Source organism: Arthrobacter sp. 10L430 (genome assembly GCF_056395245.1).
On the sequence record NZ_JBFTJD010000006.1, the window covers coordinates 110534 to 129090 of the forward strand.

At 63.0% G+C, this 18557-nt stretch carries 14 protein-coding genes; 5 read left to right on the forward strand and 9 right to left on the reverse strand.

What is annotated here, in order from left to right; translation table 11 throughout:
- Positions 1–435 precede the first annotated feature (435 nt).
- The 6 genes from AC1DDG_RS08925 to AC1DDG_RS08950 are packed head-to-tail and all read right to left on the reverse strand — an operon-like array spanning position 436 to position 7359.
- Positions 436–1233, reverse strand: a complete 798-nt coding sequence (locus tag AC1DDG_RS08925; protein ID WP_476875781.1) for a putative hydro-lyase — start codon at positions 1231–1233, stop codon at positions 436–438.
- Entirely contained in the window at positions 1230–2129 is a 900-nt protein-coding gene (locus AC1DDG_RS08930) for a carcinine hydrolase/isopenicillin-N N-acyltransferase family protein (protein ID WP_476875782.1), read from the reverse strand. The genes AC1DDG_RS08925 and AC1DDG_RS08930 overlap by 4 nt, the downstream gene beginning before the upstream one ends.
- Before the next feature lie 15 nt (positions 2130–2144).
- On the reverse strand, positions 2145–3827 hold the full coding sequence (locus AC1DDG_RS08935) for an ATP-binding cassette domain-containing protein (protein ID WP_476875783.1): 1683 nt from the start codon (positions 3825–3827) through the stop codon (positions 2145–2147).
- Positions 3824–4717, reverse strand: a complete 894-nt coding sequence (locus AC1DDG_RS08940) for an ABC transporter permease (RefSeq protein WP_476875784.1) — start codon at positions 4715–4717, stop codon at positions 3824–3826. Before AC1DDG_RS08940 ends, AC1DDG_RS08935 begins: the two co-directional genes overlap by 4 nt.
- Positions 4714–5718, reverse strand: coding sequence for an ABC transporter permease (locus AC1DDG_RS08945; protein ID WP_476875785.1), 1005 nt, complete (start codon positions 5716–5718; stop codon positions 4714–4716). The genes AC1DDG_RS08940 and AC1DDG_RS08945 overlap by 4 nt, the downstream gene beginning before the upstream one ends.
- Before the next feature lie 9 nt (positions 5719–5727).
- Complete coding sequence (locus AC1DDG_RS08950; RefSeq protein WP_476875786.1) at positions 5728–7359, reverse strand: ABC transporter substrate-binding protein; 1632 nt, start codon at positions 7357–7359, stop codon at positions 5728–5730.
- A 373-nt stretch (positions 7360–7732) separates the two neighbouring features.
- Here AC1DDG_RS08950 and AC1DDG_RS08955 point away from each other — a divergent pair, with 373 nt between their 5' ends.
- From AC1DDG_RS08955 to radA, 3 genes are all read left to right on the forward strand, one after another.
- The gene (locus tag AC1DDG_RS08955) at positions 7733–9007 is read left to right on the forward strand and encodes an ROK family protein (RefSeq protein ID WP_476875847.1); all 1275 of its coding nucleotides are present in this window, start codon (positions 7733–7735) and stop codon (positions 9005–9007) included.
- A 299-nt stretch (positions 9008–9306) separates the two neighbouring features.
- The gene (locus AC1DDG_RS08960; RefSeq protein WP_476875787.1) at positions 9307–10329 is read left to right on the forward strand and encodes a helix-turn-helix domain-containing protein; all 1023 of its coding nucleotides are present in this window, start codon (positions 9307–9309) and stop codon (positions 10327–10329) included.
- A gap of 664 nt (positions 10330–10993) precedes the next feature.
- Positions 10994–12367 (forward strand): DNA repair protein RadA, encoded by a 1374-nt coding sequence (radA, locus tag AC1DDG_RS08965; RefSeq protein ID WP_230117891.1) that lies wholly within the window; start codon positions 10994–10996, stop codon positions 12365–12367.
- A 296-nt stretch (positions 12368–12663) separates the two neighbouring features.
- Here radA and AC1DDG_RS08970 read toward each other — a convergent pair whose 3' ends face one another.
- On the reverse strand, positions 12664–13884 hold the full coding sequence (locus AC1DDG_RS08970) for a beta-ketoacyl-[acyl-carrier-protein] synthase family protein (RefSeq protein ID WP_476875788.1): 1221 nt from the start codon (positions 13882–13884) through the stop codon (positions 12664–12666).
- Positions 13885–13961: 77 nt separating this feature from the next.
- Positions 13962–15575 carry a peptide chain release factor 3 gene (locus tag AC1DDG_RS08975; RefSeq protein WP_230117889.1) on the reverse strand — a complete coding sequence of 538 codons (1614 nt, stop codon included), beginning with the start codon at positions 15573–15575 and terminating at the stop codon, positions 13962–13964.
- A 381-nt stretch (positions 15576–15956) separates the two neighbouring features.
- On the opposite strand from AC1DDG_RS08975, the gene disA reads away from it, so the two are divergent.
- Positions 15957–17033 (forward strand): DNA integrity scanning diadenylate cyclase DisA, encoded by a 1077-nt coding sequence (disA, locus tag AC1DDG_RS08980; protein WP_230117888.1) that lies wholly within the window; start codon positions 15957–15959, stop codon positions 17031–17033.
- A 15-nt stretch (positions 17034–17048) separates the two neighbouring features.
- On the opposite strand, the gene AC1DDG_RS08985 is transcribed toward disA, so the two are convergent.
- Positions 17049–17753, reverse strand: coding sequence for a hypothetical protein (locus tag AC1DDG_RS08985; RefSeq protein WP_476875789.1), 705 nt, complete (start codon positions 17751–17753; stop codon positions 17049–17051).
- Positions 17754–18011: 258 nt separating this feature from the next.
- On the opposite strand from AC1DDG_RS08985, the gene AC1DDG_RS08990 reads away from it, so the two are divergent.
- Complete coding sequence (locus AC1DDG_RS08990) at positions 18012–18458, forward strand: hypothetical protein (RefSeq protein ID WP_476875790.1); 447 nt, start codon at positions 18012–18014, stop codon at positions 18456–18458.
- The last annotated feature ends 99 nt before the right edge of the window (positions 18459–18557 follow it).

Sequence of the window (18557 nt, forward strand, 5' to 3'; positions counted from 1 at the left end):
GTCCTTCTCATCCCGCTATGGGGCGGGCAAAAGCACCAAGGCGGATCCGGCGTTTACCGTGACGGACGTATCCATCGTTCGCTTCGAACTCGAACTTAGCCACAGCCTACGGTGACATGTGGGGATATTTTCGACGGGCACGGAGCGGCAGCGCCGCTCAGCCGCCGATGGACAGTTTTCATGGCCGCTAACAACAATCCGCCGATGGGGTCGGGTTCTGGCTCCCATCCCAGATCGGCGCGGATTCGGGCTCGAGCAGGTCAGAGTGCAGGCCTTGCTGCCGGTATGTTCCGTTTGGTCCTGTTCGGGGGCCCTGTTGTCGGCCTGGCCGGGCGCGTTTCCAGCCTGCAGCGGGTGCCGCGTGGACGGGGCCGAAAGCTGCTCCCATGGGGCCTGCCAGGGTGCCATCCAAACCTGTCGGTATCAGTGCGCCAATCAGGACGGAGCATTCGTTCGGTAGCTGCTCTCGAGAACGTCGGTGATGAACATGTACCCGGGAGCGTGGCTGATGGCGAACTCTGGCTTGGAAGCCATGACCGCGCTCTGCGGCGTTACGCCGCAGGCCCAAAAGACCGGAACCTCGCCCGGGCGTATCTCCACTGAATCACCGAAGTCCGGGCGGTCGATGTCCAGAATGCCGATCTTATCCGGAGAACCGACATGGATGGGTGCGCCGTGTACTTGCGGCACCTCACCCGTGATGCGCGTTGCCGTCGCAACCAATTCCGGCAGCATCGGGCGCATTGAAACTACCATTGGGCCGTGTATCCGCCCGGCCGGGGTACATTCAATGGTGGTGCGGTACATCGGAACGTTCCGACCCATCTCGACATGACGCAGGGGGATGCCTTCCTTAACCAACGCAGCCTCGAAGGTGAAGCTGCAACCGATGAGGATCCCGACCAGGTCATCGCGCCAGACGGAAGTGACGTCATCGGTCTCCCCAGTCAGCTCGCCGTTCTGCCAGACCCGGTAGGCGGGAATGTCGGTGCGGATGTCGGAGCCAGCAGCCAGTGCGCTAGCAACTTCACCCGGCTGGATGACGTCAATTACCGGACAGGCCTGGGCATTGAGTGCACAGAACTCCAATACTTCTTCGGCGTAGTCAGCGGGGACCGCGATTAAGTTGGCTTGAGTGAAACCGTCGCTCCATCCGGCCGTGGGGGTGACTAGCCCCGTGCGAAATTTTCCGCGGGCTTTTGAGGGCGCCATGCGCGCGGGGAGGTTGGTCATGCTGCGAGTACCTTCGTTCCGTAGAGAGTTATTGTGCCATCTTCTGTGGTTAGCAGTCCTGTATGATCCACCTTCGATACCTGAAACGGCAGGTACTCACCCCAGGAGTCTCGAATAAAACTTTCGTACCCGCGAGACGTGCCTGAGGGCCATCCGTAGCACCACCAAAGGGTGCCCTCAGCGGGGACGATGATCTCACTGGATATCGTTCCGCTGTCCTTGCCGTGAGCATCGACGGTCCGCGCCTCCTGGCTGTTGGCGTCTTCCTGGTCACTATTTTGGGCTAGGGCCGAATGCAGGACTTGACGGACATCCTGTACTTCGAGGAGCGGCGTAAACTGCACGACGGCGGCCTGGCCGAGGCGTTCTTTGGAAAAGCTCTCTCCCACCCAAGCGTCATCGTCGGGCTCCTGTCCCGCGAACCAGGAATTGGTGCAGGCGATGTTTTGCCCGGGTTCAATTGTTCTCCGGGTCGAGCGTTGACCATTGATGGTGACCACAACAACCCCCTTGCCATCGGCTATCAGATAGTTGCCGTCGTTTAGTCGCGAAGCCCGCTGTTGCAGCAATGAAACGAATTCCTCCGCCGAAGCCGCCTGGCCCAGTGCATCGCGGGTTCCCCGCCGGTCTACTAGCTTCCTGTACCCATTGGATTCCGACTTTGATGCGGGCACGAAGGAATAAGTGAAAGCGACTCCACGCGCGTTCAGGCCCCTGGTCATCACCGAATTCCAAGGGACCGCCTCAGCGGCCCTGTAGGTGGTCACTTCCGTGCCGATGAATGGATAGGCACCTTCGGTTGATGCCAAGACCCGGCTGCCAACGAGATACGGATTATCGCTGTTGCTGCCTAGTACCGGTCCGGCCGTGGATTGTGCGGCAAGGAGGGTGCACATTCGAGTTACCTGCTTTCAGCGCACGCGGCCCGGCAGTGCCGGGACGGTGACGGTGGGAAGTTCCCCGATTCGGGTGGGGTCGGGCATCGCATCGAGAAGGGCCTGCGAATACGGATTTCGCGGTTTGCGGTAGAACTCTTCGGCGGGAGTCGCTTCCATCAGCCGTCCCTTGTACATCGTTATTACCGTGTCGGTCATGTCCCTCACCAGCGCGAGGTCGTGGGACACCATGATCAGGGTGAGGTTGTTTTCGCCTACGAGTTCCTGGAACAGACCCATGATGCGTTGCTGGTTGGTGACGTCCAGCGCGCTGACCGGCTCATCCGCGACAAGGATCTCCGGATTCGTCGCCAGCGCCCGCGCGATGGCGACGCGCTGGCGCTGGCCTCCGGAAAGATGGGTGGTGCGGAGTCCGAGAATGGTCCGCGGGAGGTGCACTCGATCGCACAGCTCGAGGACCGCAGACGGCGAAGCCTTCCGGTCTGCGACGCCCAGTGCCTCGAGGAGGAGCTCTTCGGCCGTGTTGCGGGGGTCCAGACTTCGGCTGGCATCCTGAAATACCAGCTGGACTTTACGCCGGAACTCCCGTTCTGACGCCGGATTAAGCCTCGCCATGTCTTGACCTGCTACGGTGACGCGGCCAGCTGTCGGTTTTTCGAGGCCTACCAGCAGACGCGTCAATGTTGACTTGCCTGATCCGGATTCGCCGACAATAGAGGTGGTGCTGCCGCGCGGGATCTCAAAACTGACGTCACTCAGGGCGTGAACAACTGCTCCTCGGCCGAAAATACCCCGAGTGCCGTACCGCTGGCTGGCGCCTTGAACGGAAATGGCAGCGGGTTCATTCGTCCGGGCTACATTGAGGGGAGCGCGCAGAACGTGCGGCGACGAAAGGCGTGGCGAGGCATTGAGCAGCTCGATCGAGTAGGGGTGCTGCGGGTTCTCCAGTACCGGTGCAACGTCGCCCGATTCGACGATGAGCCCATTCTCCATGACGCTGACCTCGTCACAGAGTCCCGCCACGACGCCGAGGTTGTGCGTAACGAAGACAATACCGAGACCATCGTCGGCTAGCTGGCGCAGGAGACGGAGTACTCCTGCCTGAACGGTAGGATCCAGGGCGGTTGTAGGCTCGTCAGCGATCAGGAGACTGGGACGGTTGGCAAGTGCGAGGGCGATCATTGCCCGTTGGCGCATGCCACCGGACAACTGGTGCGGAAACCGGTTTGCCACCTTCTCTGGCTCAGGCAGTCGCGCCTGACCCAGCACCTCGAGCACCCTGGCCCGTGCGGATTCCTTGCGAACGCCATGATCCTGCAAGGAGTGGAAGATCTGCTTGCCTACGGTGAGCATCGGGTGGAAGCCGCTCAGCGGATCCTGCAGCACCATTGATACGACGGAGCCTCGGAGGCGGCGCTGTTCATTCGGGGCGAGATCCAGGATCGGTTGCCCCGCGACAAAGACCTCTCCACCCGTGCGCTCGATGCCCTGCGGCAGCATCCCGAGGCAACTCAGCCCGGTAAGCGTTTTGCCGCTGCCAGACTCACCGACAAGTCCCAGCACTCGACCGGGGGCGACCGAAAGTGAAACTCCCTTGACCAGGTCCCGGGCTCCCTGGGAGGCAGTTAGTCGGAGATCCTCGATTCTCAACACGTACCTGCCCAGGTCCTCCCCCATTGGAGTGTGGAACTTGGTCATGATGTCCTCTCGGTTTGTCCGGTGGAAAGGGTGATTTCTTCGTTGGCAGCCGAACGTAGCCCAGCACCGGCGAGCCATTCCCTGACGGCCTCGCCGGTCAAGGCAAAGGAGACCACTGACAGGCACAGCACCAGACCCGGCATGAGGCTAATCCACCACTGGCCTGTGGCGACATAGTTGGCTCCCATGGAGATCACATAGCCCCATTCGGGTGTAGGGGGACGGACACCGGCCCCTAGGAAGCTCAGTGCGGCGGTGAGGAGTACGGAGACACCCAGGCTGACCGAGATATTCGCCACTGCGCTGTCAACGGAATTGGGGAGGGCATGCCGCGTAAGTGTACGGATCGTTCCGAGGCCCAATATACGGCAGGATGCCACGAGGCCTCCCTGCACTACTGAATGCAGGGAGGAGCGGATCAGCCGGGCGAAAATCGGGGTGGTCACAAAGATAACTGCAGTAATCACGGCACCGGTTCCGCGACCAAAAATCGCCGTTAGTGCCAACGCAAAGACGGTGACTGGAATCGACTGGAAAACATCGAGGGCAGCATCGACGATCCGGGCGAGTACCCTCCAGATCCGGCCGCCAGCGGCGGAAAAACCACTGATAGAACCGAGCAGGAGTCCGAGTACGAACGAAGCGCCGACGCCAAGCAGGGCGATCGAGAGGTCCGTACGGAAGGCCGCGATGACGACTGAGAAGATGTCGAGACCAGATGCGTCGGTTCCGAAGGGGTGCGTGAAGCTGGGTTCCTGGAGGACATCCACCGTGGGCTTTTCCGGGTCGTAGGGAGCGATCCAGGGACCGATGACGGCAAAGACGACGGAGATGAAGCTGCCAACCACGCCTACCTTTCCCGCAAGTGTGGTGGGTATCAGGCTTTTCATGCTTTCCTCAATTGCGGATCGATTGCGGCGTGTAGAAGGTCGTTGGCGAGGTACACCATGGCTGTAAACAGTCCGGCAATGAGAACGAAGCCCTGCACGCCCACGTAGTCGGAGCGGGTCACAGCTGCCACTGCATACTGTCCTACACCGCCCCAGGAGAAGACCGTTTCGACGAGGACGGCTCCGCCGACGAGAAACACGGTGGTGGAGGCCAGCGTCGTGACCATAGTTGGCGAGGTGAAACGCAGAATGTACCGAACACGTCGCCACGGAGAGATACCCCAGGAATCGGCGAAGCGGGCGAAATCCGAGCCGTTGACTTTCTCGGTCACTGCGGACATGATCCGGATGACAGGTGCCAGGTAGACAAAGATCAACGTGATGCAGGGCAAAATGAGATGTGCTATTGCGTTTGCGACAGCTGGTGGATCGCCGGCGATGGCGGCGTCGATCAGTCCGACGTTCGTTACCGGAGGGACGGTAATCCTCGCGTCCAGTTGGCCGCTCGGCGATGCGCCGATTCCGAGCTGCACGTAGAGTAGGGAGACCAGGCTGAGGCCAACCCAAAAATCGGGGACGACGCCAGCGAGAAACCCGTATCCATTGACGACCTTGCGGGCGAGTCCGTGTGGCCGCCAGAGCAGCCACCCGACCAGCACTAGCGCCAGCAGGATGATCATGAGTAGGGAGAAGAACATCAGGAGCAGAGTTGCGGGCGCCCTCTGCACGAGGTCCTGGACGACGGGGCTGTTGGTTTGGATGGAGGTGCCCCAGTCCCCCCGGAGGACACCGGAGACGTAGTGCCAGAACTGGACCCACAGAGGCTGGTCCAGTCCCATCGACTGGCGAATTCGCTCCACCTGCTCGGCTGTTGCCTGACCCCCGGCGAGGGCATAGGCAGGATCGCCGGGTATCAGTCGAGTGAGGAAAAAAACAAGGAGGAGCAAGCCAAAGAGCTGGACGGGTAGTAGGGAAAGACGTCGGAGGAGGAAACGGCCCAAGACGCGGCCCTACTTCACGAGCTTGAGATCGGCGAACCGGACCCCATTATTCGGATACCACGTGACGTTGGAGACGCGCTTTGAGTGCGCGACGTGCCATCCGGGGTTGGCTAGGAGCACCCAGGGCTGCTCCTGCATCCAGATTTGCTGGGCGCGGCCAGCCTTCAGGTTACGGGCGGATGGCTCTGGTTCAACCAGCATCTCTTCGATGAGCGTGTCGAACTCTGCGTTCTTCCAGGACCCGACGTTGAGGTAAGAAGTGGACTTCCAGTAGACACCGAGGGCATAGGCGGGGTCAGCGACGAAGGGCCAGAATGCGGCGAGATAGGCTTGACCCCCGCGCTTGTACAGTTTGTCGAAGTAGCTCGACGCCGGCAATCCTTCGAGCAGCACGTTGATGCCGATTTGCTTGAGGGCGGACGCAACGATGGGCGCTATCAGCGGATCTTCGTAGTTGTCGTTGGAAAAGGTCAACGTCAAGTTGAATCCGGACGCGCCGGCCTCCGCCATTAGGCTCTTGGCCTTGTCGAGGTTGGTCTTGTACTCGTTATACTTGGCGGTGTGGCCCGGGTAGTCCTCCGGAAGGGGGCTGTTCAAGCCCGTTGCCGTGCCTAGGTACACGCTGCTCAGGATGTCGGCGTAAGGCAGGGCGTAGGCGATTGCCTGGCGGATCCGGGGATCCTTCAAGTTCGGGTCGAGCGCATTGAGCGGCATCACTTGGATCTTGTTCGACTTATAGGACGTGACGGTGAGCCCCGCCTTCTTGGCCGACTGCAGCTGGCTCGGGCTGAGGTTCATGGCGATGTCCGCTTCGCCGGACTGCAGCAACGCGAGCCGGTTCGCACTGGTCGGCACAGAGCGCCATACGACCTTGTCGAAGTCAGGCCTTGTCAAGGAATGCGGGTTGACGGAGAGCGTGACCGTTTGGCCTTCTTGGAAAGCCGAAACGGTGTAAGCGCCGAAGCCGGCGGTGTTCTTGCCGAGCCAACCCTGCGCCCACGGATCGTCGGAGGTGGCGTGCTGCTTTGCGGCAACGGAGTCAAAGAGTCCTGCATACAGCTTGGCTGCGTCGACCTTAAAGAAAATGCTATTCGGCTTATCGAGGGCGAACCTGACTGTGCGCTCGTCCAGGGCGACCACTTGGTCAGCACTTGTGATTCCCATCGAGTTGGCCATGAACAGGCCGGTCTGCTTGAGGGCGAAGTTGCGTCGAAAGGACCAGACGACGTCGGCAGACGTCAACTTGTTGCCCAAATTCGAGACGATGTCGTCCCTGAGAGTAATGGTGATGGTTCGCTGATCAGCCGAGACGTCGATTGTCTCGGCAAATCCATTCTCGAGGCCGCCTTTTATTCCACTCGCAAGGATATCCGCGATGGAGGTGCCATTGACCTGCGTCTTGCCGAACGCCACGATGTCACCGCCATAGGTGTTTCCGACTATGTTTTCACCGGCCACGTTCGCACCGGCAGCACTGTCGGTATCAAAGTTGGCCGGGAAATCGGAGCCGACATATACAAGAGTGGAACTGGAGCCGCCGCCCGCCGTAGCCCCGCGCGACGAACAGGAAGCGAATAACGGAGTCGCGCCAGCCAGAACACTCAGTGCAAGGAAGCCGCGCCTCGATAAATTAGTAGCCATTAGATCCATCCTCAGGATTTTGGGAGAGGGGACATTGCCAGACGGAAGCGGAAGCTGTCGTCTTTTTGCCCCATATTTTTCTGAACCCGTAACCGGAAGCGGCTGTTGTGGTTCTGTCGTTTTCCACGCCAACAGTGACACGCACCACCTGGCTTTATCAGTCAGCCAGCAAAAGTCTGCACCGTTTGACGCTATTGGCGATGGAATGCGCACCGAAGTTGCACTTTATGATGCTGTGGGCATCGAGGAGTGGACGGGAACGATTGGGCACCTAACACTGAGTGGAGATTAGGTCCCCCCGGGTCCTGTGAGCCTGATGCGTCAAGTCCTCAGTCTCACTATTCACCTCTTTCGAGCCCCGAAATGGAGAGACATGGACAACGGCGGCCCCGGCGAACTTTTGCACATCATGCGGGACGGACGCCCGCGATCCAGGGCAGACCTGGCTGGGATGACTGGCTTGGGTCGAGCTGCCATCAGTTCTCGCCTCGAGGCTCTCTTGGAACTCGGGCTAGTTGTACCCGTGTCGGATGCGGCTTCCACCGGAGGCCGCCCCTCGGCGCGACTAGCCTTCAATCCCGGTGCAAAGCTGGCCGCTGCCGCCGAGGTCGGCGCCACACACGCGACGGTGGCGCTCACGGACCTGTCGGGACGGATTCTCCTGGAAACCACTGAACGACTTGAGATTTCATGCGGACCGGAAGCTGTTCTGGACTGGCTGGCGATGACTCTGCAGGGTCATTTGAAAACGTTAAGGCGCCCAACAACGGACATCATCGCTGTCGGCATCGGGCTACCCGGTCCGGTAGAACACTCCACCGGAAAGCCGACCAGCCCGCCCATCATGCCGGGATGGGACGGATTCGATGTCCCCGCTTACGTTCAGCAGACCTTTGACGTTCCCGTACTGGTGGATAACGATGTCAATCTCATGGCCCTCGGCGAGCGGGCGATCCGCTGGCCCAATGAGGACAACATGATCTTCCTTAAAGTCGCCACCGGTATCGGCTCGGGCGTTATTAGCGGAGGCATATTGCAGCGAGGCGCGGCAGGAGTCGCTGGAGACGTCGGCCATATTGCTATTTCCAGGGCGGCAGGAATTCAATGCCGCTGTGGCAAGACTGCCTGCCTGGAGGCCATAGCAGGCGCCCCGGCCGTCGCCGCACAGCTCCGCGAAAACGGACCCGAGGCCACCACAGGGAACGACGTCGTCTCACTCGTTCGTTCCGGCGATTTGGCTGCCATTCAAGCCGTCCGGCAGGCCGGCCGCGACATCGGAGAAATGCTCAACATGTGCGTGAGCTTCATCAACCCCTCCCTGATTGTCGTCGGCGGATCGCTTGCACAATCCGGAGAACACCTGATCGCCGGGATCCGCGAAACGGTCTATGCACGCTCAACGCCGTTAGCGACCCAGCACCTGAACATCACCCAATCGGAAACCGGGCCCGAAGCCGGAGTGGTTGGGGCGAGCATCCTGGCCGTCGAACATGCCCTCGCCCCTCACCGAGTCAATGACCTCGCAACCAGGCAGCATCCCGGCGGACACGAAGATACTGACGGTCTCCAGAAAGTTGAGGACGTCGCGCGGACATCCCAGCCGCTCCGTGACGTGACGGCCACACAGTTGGAGGACGCATTTCCTTGATCGCGTCTCCGAATGAAGATGCGAAAGGCAGCCGCGCCAGGGTGTAAAGCGATTGGGTCGTATCTCCCAGCACCCGCCCTCTTCAAGGGCATGCTCACCGAGACCTTGCGGCGCCAATACTCGTCGTGCGGGGTGGCCGATACCAAACCCATCAACGCACCAATCAAAGCTGCAACAGGTAAAATAGGGCTAACAGCTGAGGCCCTTTCGGCCAGTCTTATGAGCCCCCGCAACCGCTTCCTGAAGACGTGGCAACTTCCAGGGCCACAATGACGGTTCAGCTGGCGAAGGAGGATCGCATGCCTCAGTCTGCGACCGGGAACAGCGGCCGTCTGCGACGATATGCAGTGCCGGAGGGGCTCAATCCCGAACAGAGGTTCGAACATTGGCGAGCATGGTACGGCAATGCCGTGGAAACCCCCATGCGGTTGGAAAAGTCGGCACGTCAGACTCCTGTGTCCTTCAATCCTGCAGCCATTAATCTAAACGGGCCGGGCTTCAGCCTCATAGAAATGTTCAACGGCCCCGCATTGGGCTCGTGGGCGCCGAATCCCGACACCACGGATCTGCGCCTGGCCTACTTCCGCAAGGCTCCGGGGCTAACCCTCGCTCTCAACGGGGTGCCTGAGCCAGTATCACCGGGCTCCGTCAGGTTCATCGATACCTCGCTGGGCGGAAGTTTTGATGCTCCCGACGGTTTTCACGCCTTGCAGCTCAACATCGACCGCAGCAGCCTGAATGTGAGCGAGGCCCAACTGCGCTCCCTGCTTCGCCTGCCTGACCTCGCAAGGCACCCAATTGTGGGCACCTTCGTGATCCCTGCGCTGATGTCCTGGAAGCGGCCGGGCATCGACCGGGAGACATCGGGAACCGCAGACATCCTCCGATCCATGATGGCAACCCTGGTGGGTTCCCTGCTCGAAACGCCGGTCGACGATGAGGCGCAGAAACCGGCCCTAAGTCGGGCTGTGAAGAAATACCTTGATGCCAGCTATGACAACCCCGATCTGGACGTGGCGATGATCGCCGAAAGGTTCAACCTCTCCCGTCGCTCTCTGTTCTACTTTTTCGAGAATGAAGAACTCCACTTGGGAGAGCGTATACGCGCATTGAGAACGCGCAAGGCCCTCGAGCTCCTCCTTCAGGCCGGCGCCCAAAGGATCACCTACTCCGAAATAGCGACATCGTGCGGATTCAGCAACATGCAAAGCCTGCGCCGTGCAGTAAAAGAATTCACAGGGATGAATGTGAGGGAGATCCATCGCTCCGAGACCGTCGTTCGTGACGCACTGCAGCAACTGCGGGGGTCACTGACCCCCTAACGCCTAACCACGATGGGGAAGCGTCAATAGACGACATCCCGGGCCCTCGTCAAAACCGCGTTCGACCTATCGGCGAAGTCATGTCCAACGTTGACCCGTCTCGTAGCACTGCTTGATGACAGTAACAGCAACAGCCGCTTGGGAGACAAGGCAGCAAGACACAAGGGGTGAGACTTCCGAGGACCGTTAGTGCTTCATTGAGCAGGTCCTGCAACCCGCCGCGTGCGCGACTGGTGTCCCTTGCAGCTGAGTGAGCGTCAGCTTGAAGCACACTCCAACCTGACGTCAGGCACCACCCGGAGCGGCTGTCAGAATAGGATCTGAAGTTCCTTTTCTAGACATACCTTTTGGAAAGTCATAGGTTTCATCCTGACAGCTTCGGTAGGGGTGACTTCGGTGGCGGGTCAACGAATCGGGTATACGAGGGTCAGCACGCTGGACCGGAATGAATCGCGGCAGCTCGACGGCCAAGCTCTGGATCGGATTTTCAGCGACAAGGCCCCGGGCCGGGACACACTTCGACCCCCACTGGCTGTGCTGCTGCGCTGCGCGTGTGACGTCCATGATGTCGCGCTTGTTCGACGAGGCGACCACCGCACCGGCTCGCGCTTGCGGTGCGGAACCCCGGAACTGGAATGTCGGAACCGCCCGATAGTGTGGAGCAATGGCTACAAAGACTTCCCGGGCCGCCAAGGCCCCGGGCTATAAATGCGCGGAATGCGGCTGGACGACGGTCAAGTGGGTGGGACGCTGCGGCGAGTGCCAGGCGTGGGGAACCGTTGAGGAAACCGGCACCGCGGTTGCGCGTACGACGGCGGCCACCACAGTTTTGGAGCCGGCCCGCCCTATCGCTGAGGTGGACGCCACGACGGCGGCCTTCCTGCCGACAGGCGTGGACGAGCTTGACCGCGTCCTGGGCGGCGGCGTGGTGCCCGGTGCCGTCATCCTGCTGGCCGGGGAACCCGGCGTCGGGAAATCCACGTTGCTGCTGGACGTCGCGGCCAAGTTCGCCCGGACCGGCCAGAGCGTCCTGTACGTCACGGGCGAGGAATCCGCCGCCCAGGTGAAACTGCGGGCCGAACGCATCGATGCCATAGCGGACACCCTCTACCTGTCGGCGGAGACCGACCTTGGCCAGGCCCTGGGCCAGGTGGAAAAGGTGGAACCCAAGCTCCTCGTGGTGGACTCGGTGCAGACGCTCAGCAGCGCCGACGTGGAAGGCAGTTCCGGCGGCGTCTCACAAGTGCGCGAGGTGGCGGCCTCCATCATCGCGGCCGCCAAGCGCCGTAACATGACCACCCTGCTGGTGGGACACGTGACCAAGGACGGCTCCATCGCCGGGCCGCGGCTGCTCGAGCACCTGGTGGACGTGGTGTGCCAGTTCGAAGGCGAACGCCACTCACGGCTCCGGCTGCTGCGCGCGGTCAAGAACCGGTACGGGCCCACGGACGACGTCGGCTGCTTCGACCTCAACGAGGATGGCATCGTCGGTCTCGCCGATCCGAGCGGACTGTTCGTCACGCGCACCAAGGATCCCGTGTCCGGCACCTGCATCACCGTCACGATGGAGGGCAGGCGCCCGTTGCTGGCCGAAGTCCAGTCGCTGCTGGCGGAAAGCCCCAATTCGCAGCCGCGGCGGGCGACGAGCGGTCTGGACAGCTCCCGCGTGGCCATGCTGCTGGCAGTGCTCCAGCAGCGGGCGGGCTGCCTGCTGCACAAGGACGATTCCTACGTGGCCACGGTGGGCGGCGTGAAGCTCAGCGAACCTGCCACAGACCTGGCCGTTGCTCTGGCCGTTGCGTCCGCGAAGGCCAAAAAGCCGCTGCCGCAGCGGCTGATCGCGTTCGGCGAGGTGGGACTGGCCGGCGAGGTGCGGCCGGTTCCCGGCATCAACCAGCGCATTCAGGAGGCGCACCGGCTGGGTTTCACGCACGCCGTGGTTCCGTCCAGCCACAACGGCCCGGGCCCCATTCCATCGGGCTTCTCGGTGCGGGAGGTCAGCCACCTGGCCGAGGCGCTGAGCCTGCTGATCAGCTAGACAGGGTAAGCGGTTGCGCCGGCCTTTTCGGCCGCAGCCCTCCGCGTGAGCCTGGGCGGCCGGCCTGCCGTGTTGAGGATCGCCAGAGCGGGGACGGTGAGAGCCGCGCAGACAACAAAGATCCCCTGATAGCCGGCCGCCGACAAATGCCATCGCGGCATAGTAGGCGATTCCGGCAAGGCACCCCGAGGCTATGAGCGCCCGGCTTGAGAAGCCGCGGCCCAGCCGGCCGATGACGAGCAGGGCGGGGATCTCAAGGGCGGCGGAGACGCCGAGCGCCACGCTTGCCAGCACACCTAGGACCCGGTGACCACCAGCGCCACGCTGTGGCCGCCGAAGCCGAACGCATTGACGAGTCCCGCCGTCGCGGTGCTGCCGCGCACGGTTCCGGTGATGATGTTCAAATCGACCTCGGGATCAAGGCTGCCGATGTTGTATGTCCCGGGCAGTTCGCCGGTCCTGAGGGCCTGGAGCGTGGCAATGGCGCCAAGCGCGCCCGCCCCGCCGAGCAGATGTCCGGTGAGCGACTTGGTCGAGGTCACCGGCACTCCGTCTCCCACCACCGCCTTGATGGCCTGGGCCTCGAGGCGGTCGCCCACCGGGGTGGACGTGGCGTGGGCGTGAACGAACCCGATATCCGCCCCGCTGAGCCCGGCCGAAGCGAGCGCCTTCTGCATGACCCGGCGCTGCATCTCCGGATCCGCGGCCACGATGTCGCTGGCGTCCGAGGTCACTGCGCCTCCCGCGACCGCACCCAGGATTTCCGCGCCGCGCCCCCGGGCATGGTCCTCGCTCTCCAGCACCAGGATTCCGGCGCCTTCCGCGATGACGAATCCGTCGCGGTCCCGGTCAAAGGGACGGGAAGCGCCCTGCGGATCGCCGTTGCGGGTGGAAAGGGCCCGGATCTGCGCGAAGCCGCTGATGATCAGGTCGTTGATGCACGCATCCACGCCTCCGGCGATGACGACGTCGGCCGTTCCGGACCGGATCATTTCGGCGCCTTGGGCGATTGCCTCCGCCCCGGACGCGCAGGCGCTGACCGGGGTGCGTGCCCCGCCGCGGGCGCCGAGGTCGATGGAGACCCAGGCCGACGGGCCGTTGACCATGATCCGGGTCAGCGTGTGCGGTGAGACCTTTCGCGGGCCGCCGCCGTCCAGCTCCCGGGTCTGCGCGAGCGTGGTGTCCAGTCCCCCGTAGCCCGAGCCGATCACCACGGCCAGCCGTTCGGGGTCGACGCCGGGGGTCCCGGCCTGCGCCCAGGCCTCACGGGCAGCGACAAGCGCAAGCTGCCCGCAGCGGTCCATCCGCTTGAACTCGCGGGTGGTCAGTAACGACGCCACGTCAGCCGTGACCCGCCCCGCGATCCGCACCGGCAGGGCCTGCGCCCAGTCCTCTTCAAGGGCGGCAATGCCTGACCGCCCGGCCAGCATGGAGGTCCAGGTTTCGGGGACCGTGGACCCGAGCGGATTCATCGTGCCCGTTCCGGTGACGACGGCCCGGGGCGGAACTGCAGACATGACACACCTTACTTCCTGGAACTGGAGTGAAACTCCCGTTGAGTATTCGGAACCGGCCGGCAGCCGGATGGCCGCGGCTACTTGGCCGGGTTGTGCGTCCCGATCGGCACCAGCGTGAGGTCAGGGTGGTTTTTCTCTATGCGGCGCAGCGCCCACACGTCGTTGAACAGGGCGAGGTACTCGCCGTCGGACCGCAGAAGAACCTCAGCCCCGACCACGTTGGCCAGCGCGGGCATGGCATCCGCCGTCGAAATCCTCGCCATGGAGTACGGAAGGCGCTCCAGCCGCATCGGCGCGCTGAAGTCGTGCGCCATGCGGTCCTCCACCACTTCGAACTGCATGGGGCCGACGGCGGCAAGCACCGGTGCCTGGTCACCGCGGACGTCGGAGCGCAGCACCTGAATGACGCCCTCGTGTTCGAGCTGCTCGATGCCGCGGCGGAACTGCTTGAAGCGGCTGGGGTCCTTGGAACGCGCAACCTGGAAGTGCTCGGGCGCGAACAGCGGGATGGCCGGGAACTCCACCGGCTCCTCGAGGAAGAGGCTGTCCCCCACCCGCAGCGACGAGGCGTTGACCAGCCCCACGACGTCGCCCGGGAAGGCCTCGTCGATGACCTCCCGTTCGCGGCCGAAAACCTGCTGGGCGTACTTGGTGGCGAAGGACTTGCCGGTGCGCGTCTGGGTAACCACCATGCCGCGCTCGAACACGCCCGAGCAGACGCGGATGAAGGCCACGTGGTCACGGTGGGCCTTGTTCATGCCGGCCTGGACCTTGAAGACAAACCCTGCGAACGGTGACTCAACAGCGCGGGGCTGGCCTTCGACGTCCGGACGCGGCGCGGCCGGCGGGGCGAAGTCAACCAGAGCGTCCAGGATCTCCTTGACGCCGAAGTTCAACGCGGCGGAGCTGAACAGGATGGGGGTGGCCTTGCCCGCGTGGAAGCTCTCCACGTTGAATTCCAGGTTGGATTCGATCACCAGTCCGGCCTCGTCCACGGCGTCGGTCCAGTTGTTGCCCTGGCTCTCCGCCGCTTCCTCCGGGGTGAAGTACTCCGTGAGCGCGATGTTGGCGCCGGCGTTGTTCCGCTGGAACCGCGCGAACCTGTCATTGCGCAGGTCCCACACGCCGCGGAAGTCGCCGGAGATGCCTACGGCCCAGGTCAGCGGCATGGGCTGCAGGCCGGTGCGCTCCGTGATTTCGTCCATGAGCGCCAGTGCGTCCAGGCCCGGGCGGTCCCACTTGTTGATGACGGTGATGATGGGCAGGTTGCGCTGCTTGCAGACCTCGAAGAGCTTCATGGTCTGCGTTTCCAGGCCCTTGGCGGCGTCCACGAGCATCACTGCGCAGTCGACGGCGGCCAGCACCCGGTACGTGTCCTCGGAGAAGTCGGCGTGCCCCGGGGTGTCCAGCAGGTTGATGACGGTGTCGCGGTAGGAGAACTGGAGCGCAGCGGAGCTGATGGAGATGCCGCGGTCCTTTTCCATCTGCATCCAGTCCGAGACCGTTTCCTTGCGGTTGGACTTGCCGCTGGACGCGCCGGCCGTGCCGATCACCTTGGCGTGCAGCGCCAGGGCCTCTGTCAGCGTGGACTTGCCGGCGTCCGGGTGGGAGATGACAGCGAACGTCCGGCGCCGGGCCGCCTGCTTGTGAATCTCGTGGACCCGGGCGGGGCTGAGGACTTCTTGGGACACGGTGCTACTTTCGCTGGGATCCGCGGAGGACCCTGGATGTGGGAATGGAGACTTGACACCGGATTCCTGGAAACCGGGTTCCCGGAATCTGGAGGCGGGCGGCGGCAGGGCGCACCAGCCAAGGGTTCAAGTTTATCGCAGGGCCGGAAGCAACGCCGAAAGCGGGCCAAAATGGAGTCTCGCCGGCCGCCGTCGGGTGCACTCCGGACGCCCTCCCCGCAGGTCTCAAATGGGGCACTTTAAGGCTTGTCTGTGCGGTTGTTGCTGTAATCTACGTCTAGGATGGTGCAAGCGGGAAACCGAGTACTTTTGATCCTGCCGGCAGACTTCCGAAAACCGGCATACCTGCAGGCCCCGCCTGCACCTGTGAAGGGAATGTTTATGGCTCGGAGCCCTGAAGAATCGCTGAAGGCGACTTTGGGGAGGGTAGCCCCGGGAACCCCCCTGCGGGATGGCCTGGAACGCATTCTCCGCGGTCGCACCGGCGCACTGATCGTGTTGGGCTCGGACCGGACCATCGAATCGATCTGTTCGGGCGGCTTCGACATTGGCATCGACTTTTCCCCCACACGGCTTCGCGAACTGGCCAAAATGGACGGTGCCATCATCTGCGACAAGGACGCCGGCAACATCCTCCGCGCCGCCGTGCAGCTGGTGCCCGACTCGAGCATCGAGACGCAGGAATCAGGCACCCGGCACAGGACCGCCGAGCGGGTGGCCATCCAGACCGGCGTTCCGGTGATCTCGGTGAGCCAGTCCATGCAGATCATCGCGCTGTACGTGAACGGGCTGCGGCACGTGCTGGAGGGTTCGGAAAAGGTACTGGCCCGCGCCAACCAGGCCCTCGCAACGCTCGAACGTTACCGGTCCCGGCTGGACCAGGTCACGAGCTCACTGTCCGCCCTGGAGATCGAGGCCATGGTCACCGTCCGGGACGTGGCCGTCACACTGCAGCGCCAGGAAATGGTGCGCCGGATTTCCGAGGAAATCTCGCAGTATGTGCTGGAACTGGGCGAGGACGGCAGGCTGCTTTCCCTCCAGCTGGACGAGCTCACCGTTGGCCGCGGGCCGGGCAGCGACATCATCATCCGCGACTATGCCGGGCCGAAGGCCTCCCCTGAGGACATCGACGGCGCCGTCAACGCGCTGCTCAGCCTCGGCCCCACCGAACTGATCGACCTCGGCAAAATCGCCGGGATCATCGGCTTCGCGGGCGGAGTGGACACCCTCGACGCCGTGGTGCAGCCGCGGGGCTACCGGCTCCTTTCCGGGCTCAAGGCCGTCCCCAAGGCCGTGGCGGACCGGCTCGTGGACCACTTCGGCGGGCTGCAGCACCTGATGGCCGCCACCATCGACGATCTCATGACGGTGGACGGCATCGGGGACCAGCGCGCCCGCACAGTTCGTGAAGGCCTCAGCCGCATGGCCGAAGCCAGCCTGCTGGACCGCTTCCTCTAGATCCTGGTCAGGGTGTCAGTTCAGCTGGAAGACGGTGGGCGGGCTGACCTTGGCGCCGAGCTTGGCAATGAACACGTAGTATCCGGCGCCGGCCGCGTCCGAGATCTTCTCGCAGCCCTGAACGGAGCGGTTGCGGGGCCAGGGGAAGTTCGCGGTTTCGCTCTTGCCCGGGGCGATCGTCTTTACCAGGTCGTTGCTGGAAGCCTGGCAGTCCTTTGACGAGAAAATCCGGTCCGAACCGCTGGTGACGAGGTACTCCATCTGGGATGTGCCGATGTTCACCTTGCACGGCAGCTTTCCGCCGTTGGCTACCTTCAGCGTGAGTACCGGCTTCTCGGGCGGACCATACGACGTCTTGTTTGTGGCCGCCGAGACCGTGACGAGTTTTTGGTCGCAGGTGGGCGACGCCGTCGGCGTGGCGGACGGAGCGGCGGAGGCCGCCGGCGCGGTCTGGCCGCCGCTCGGCTCGGATGCGCCCCCTCCTTCAGTGGAGGAAGCCTGCTCCGTCTTGGCGTTCAGGGCGCCGGACACGGTGGCAACGCCGCCCGCCGTGAGTCCCAGGACCAGCAGGAGCGCTCCCCCGGCGAACAGCCGACGTCGGCGGTAGACGGCGGCGCTCGGCCTGCGGGCGGCACGGGGCGCCGCAACGCCGGCGCCTTTTCCTGTGCTTTTGCCCGCCGGCGCCTTGCTTGCCGATGTTTTTCCTGCCGGTGTTTTCACTGCTTCTTCGTCCCCGTTGTGTCTGCTGATTTTTGCGGCCGCCCATGGCGCCGGGGACCGGCACAACCCGAATGCCGGTTTGCCGCCTGCCCGTTTTTCTAGGCTAGAGAACGCCGGGGTTTCCGGTGCCCCACCACGCCGGGCCGCGGCACAAACCATGCCCAATTCGTTGCACAATTTCCCGTGACAACTGTCAGCACGCTTACTAAAATTGAATCCCGGTTACCACTTATCGGGCCAAGTAGGAAAGGACCACTGATGGTAGATCATGTGTCTGGCGGTCAACTCGAACGCGTCCTGCTGCCGCTGACTTTCGGAAAACACCAGAGCCACGGGACGGAGTTCACAGTTCTCGCCGTTGAGATCTGGGACACCGGCATCGTGGTGAACCTGCACCTGGCTTCAACCAACGGAACCGAACCCCACACCCCAGAAATCGTCATCCACGATCATTTCGGTACCGAGTACGGGCTCGACCAGGTTGCCACGATCGGTTCCCGGCAGCTGCAGTTCTTTGCGCCTTCGATTCCACCCGGAACCCGGAGCCTGACCATCCGGTCAGTGGACGCCGAAGGTGCAAGCTTCGTGGTTGCACTGGCCGTGCCGGCTGCGAATGGCCGGGGCGGTGAAACAATCCACGGCCACGTGAAGCGCCTCTATCACCGGCCGGAACCCAGCCCGGACGTGCAGCAGGAGGCCAGCTGACAGTTCCGGCCCGATTCGGCCGGACCGGATTTCGCCCGACCGGATTTCAACTAGAGTGTTGGCATCAAAACCACAACCGATTACCCCGCCACGTCCGCG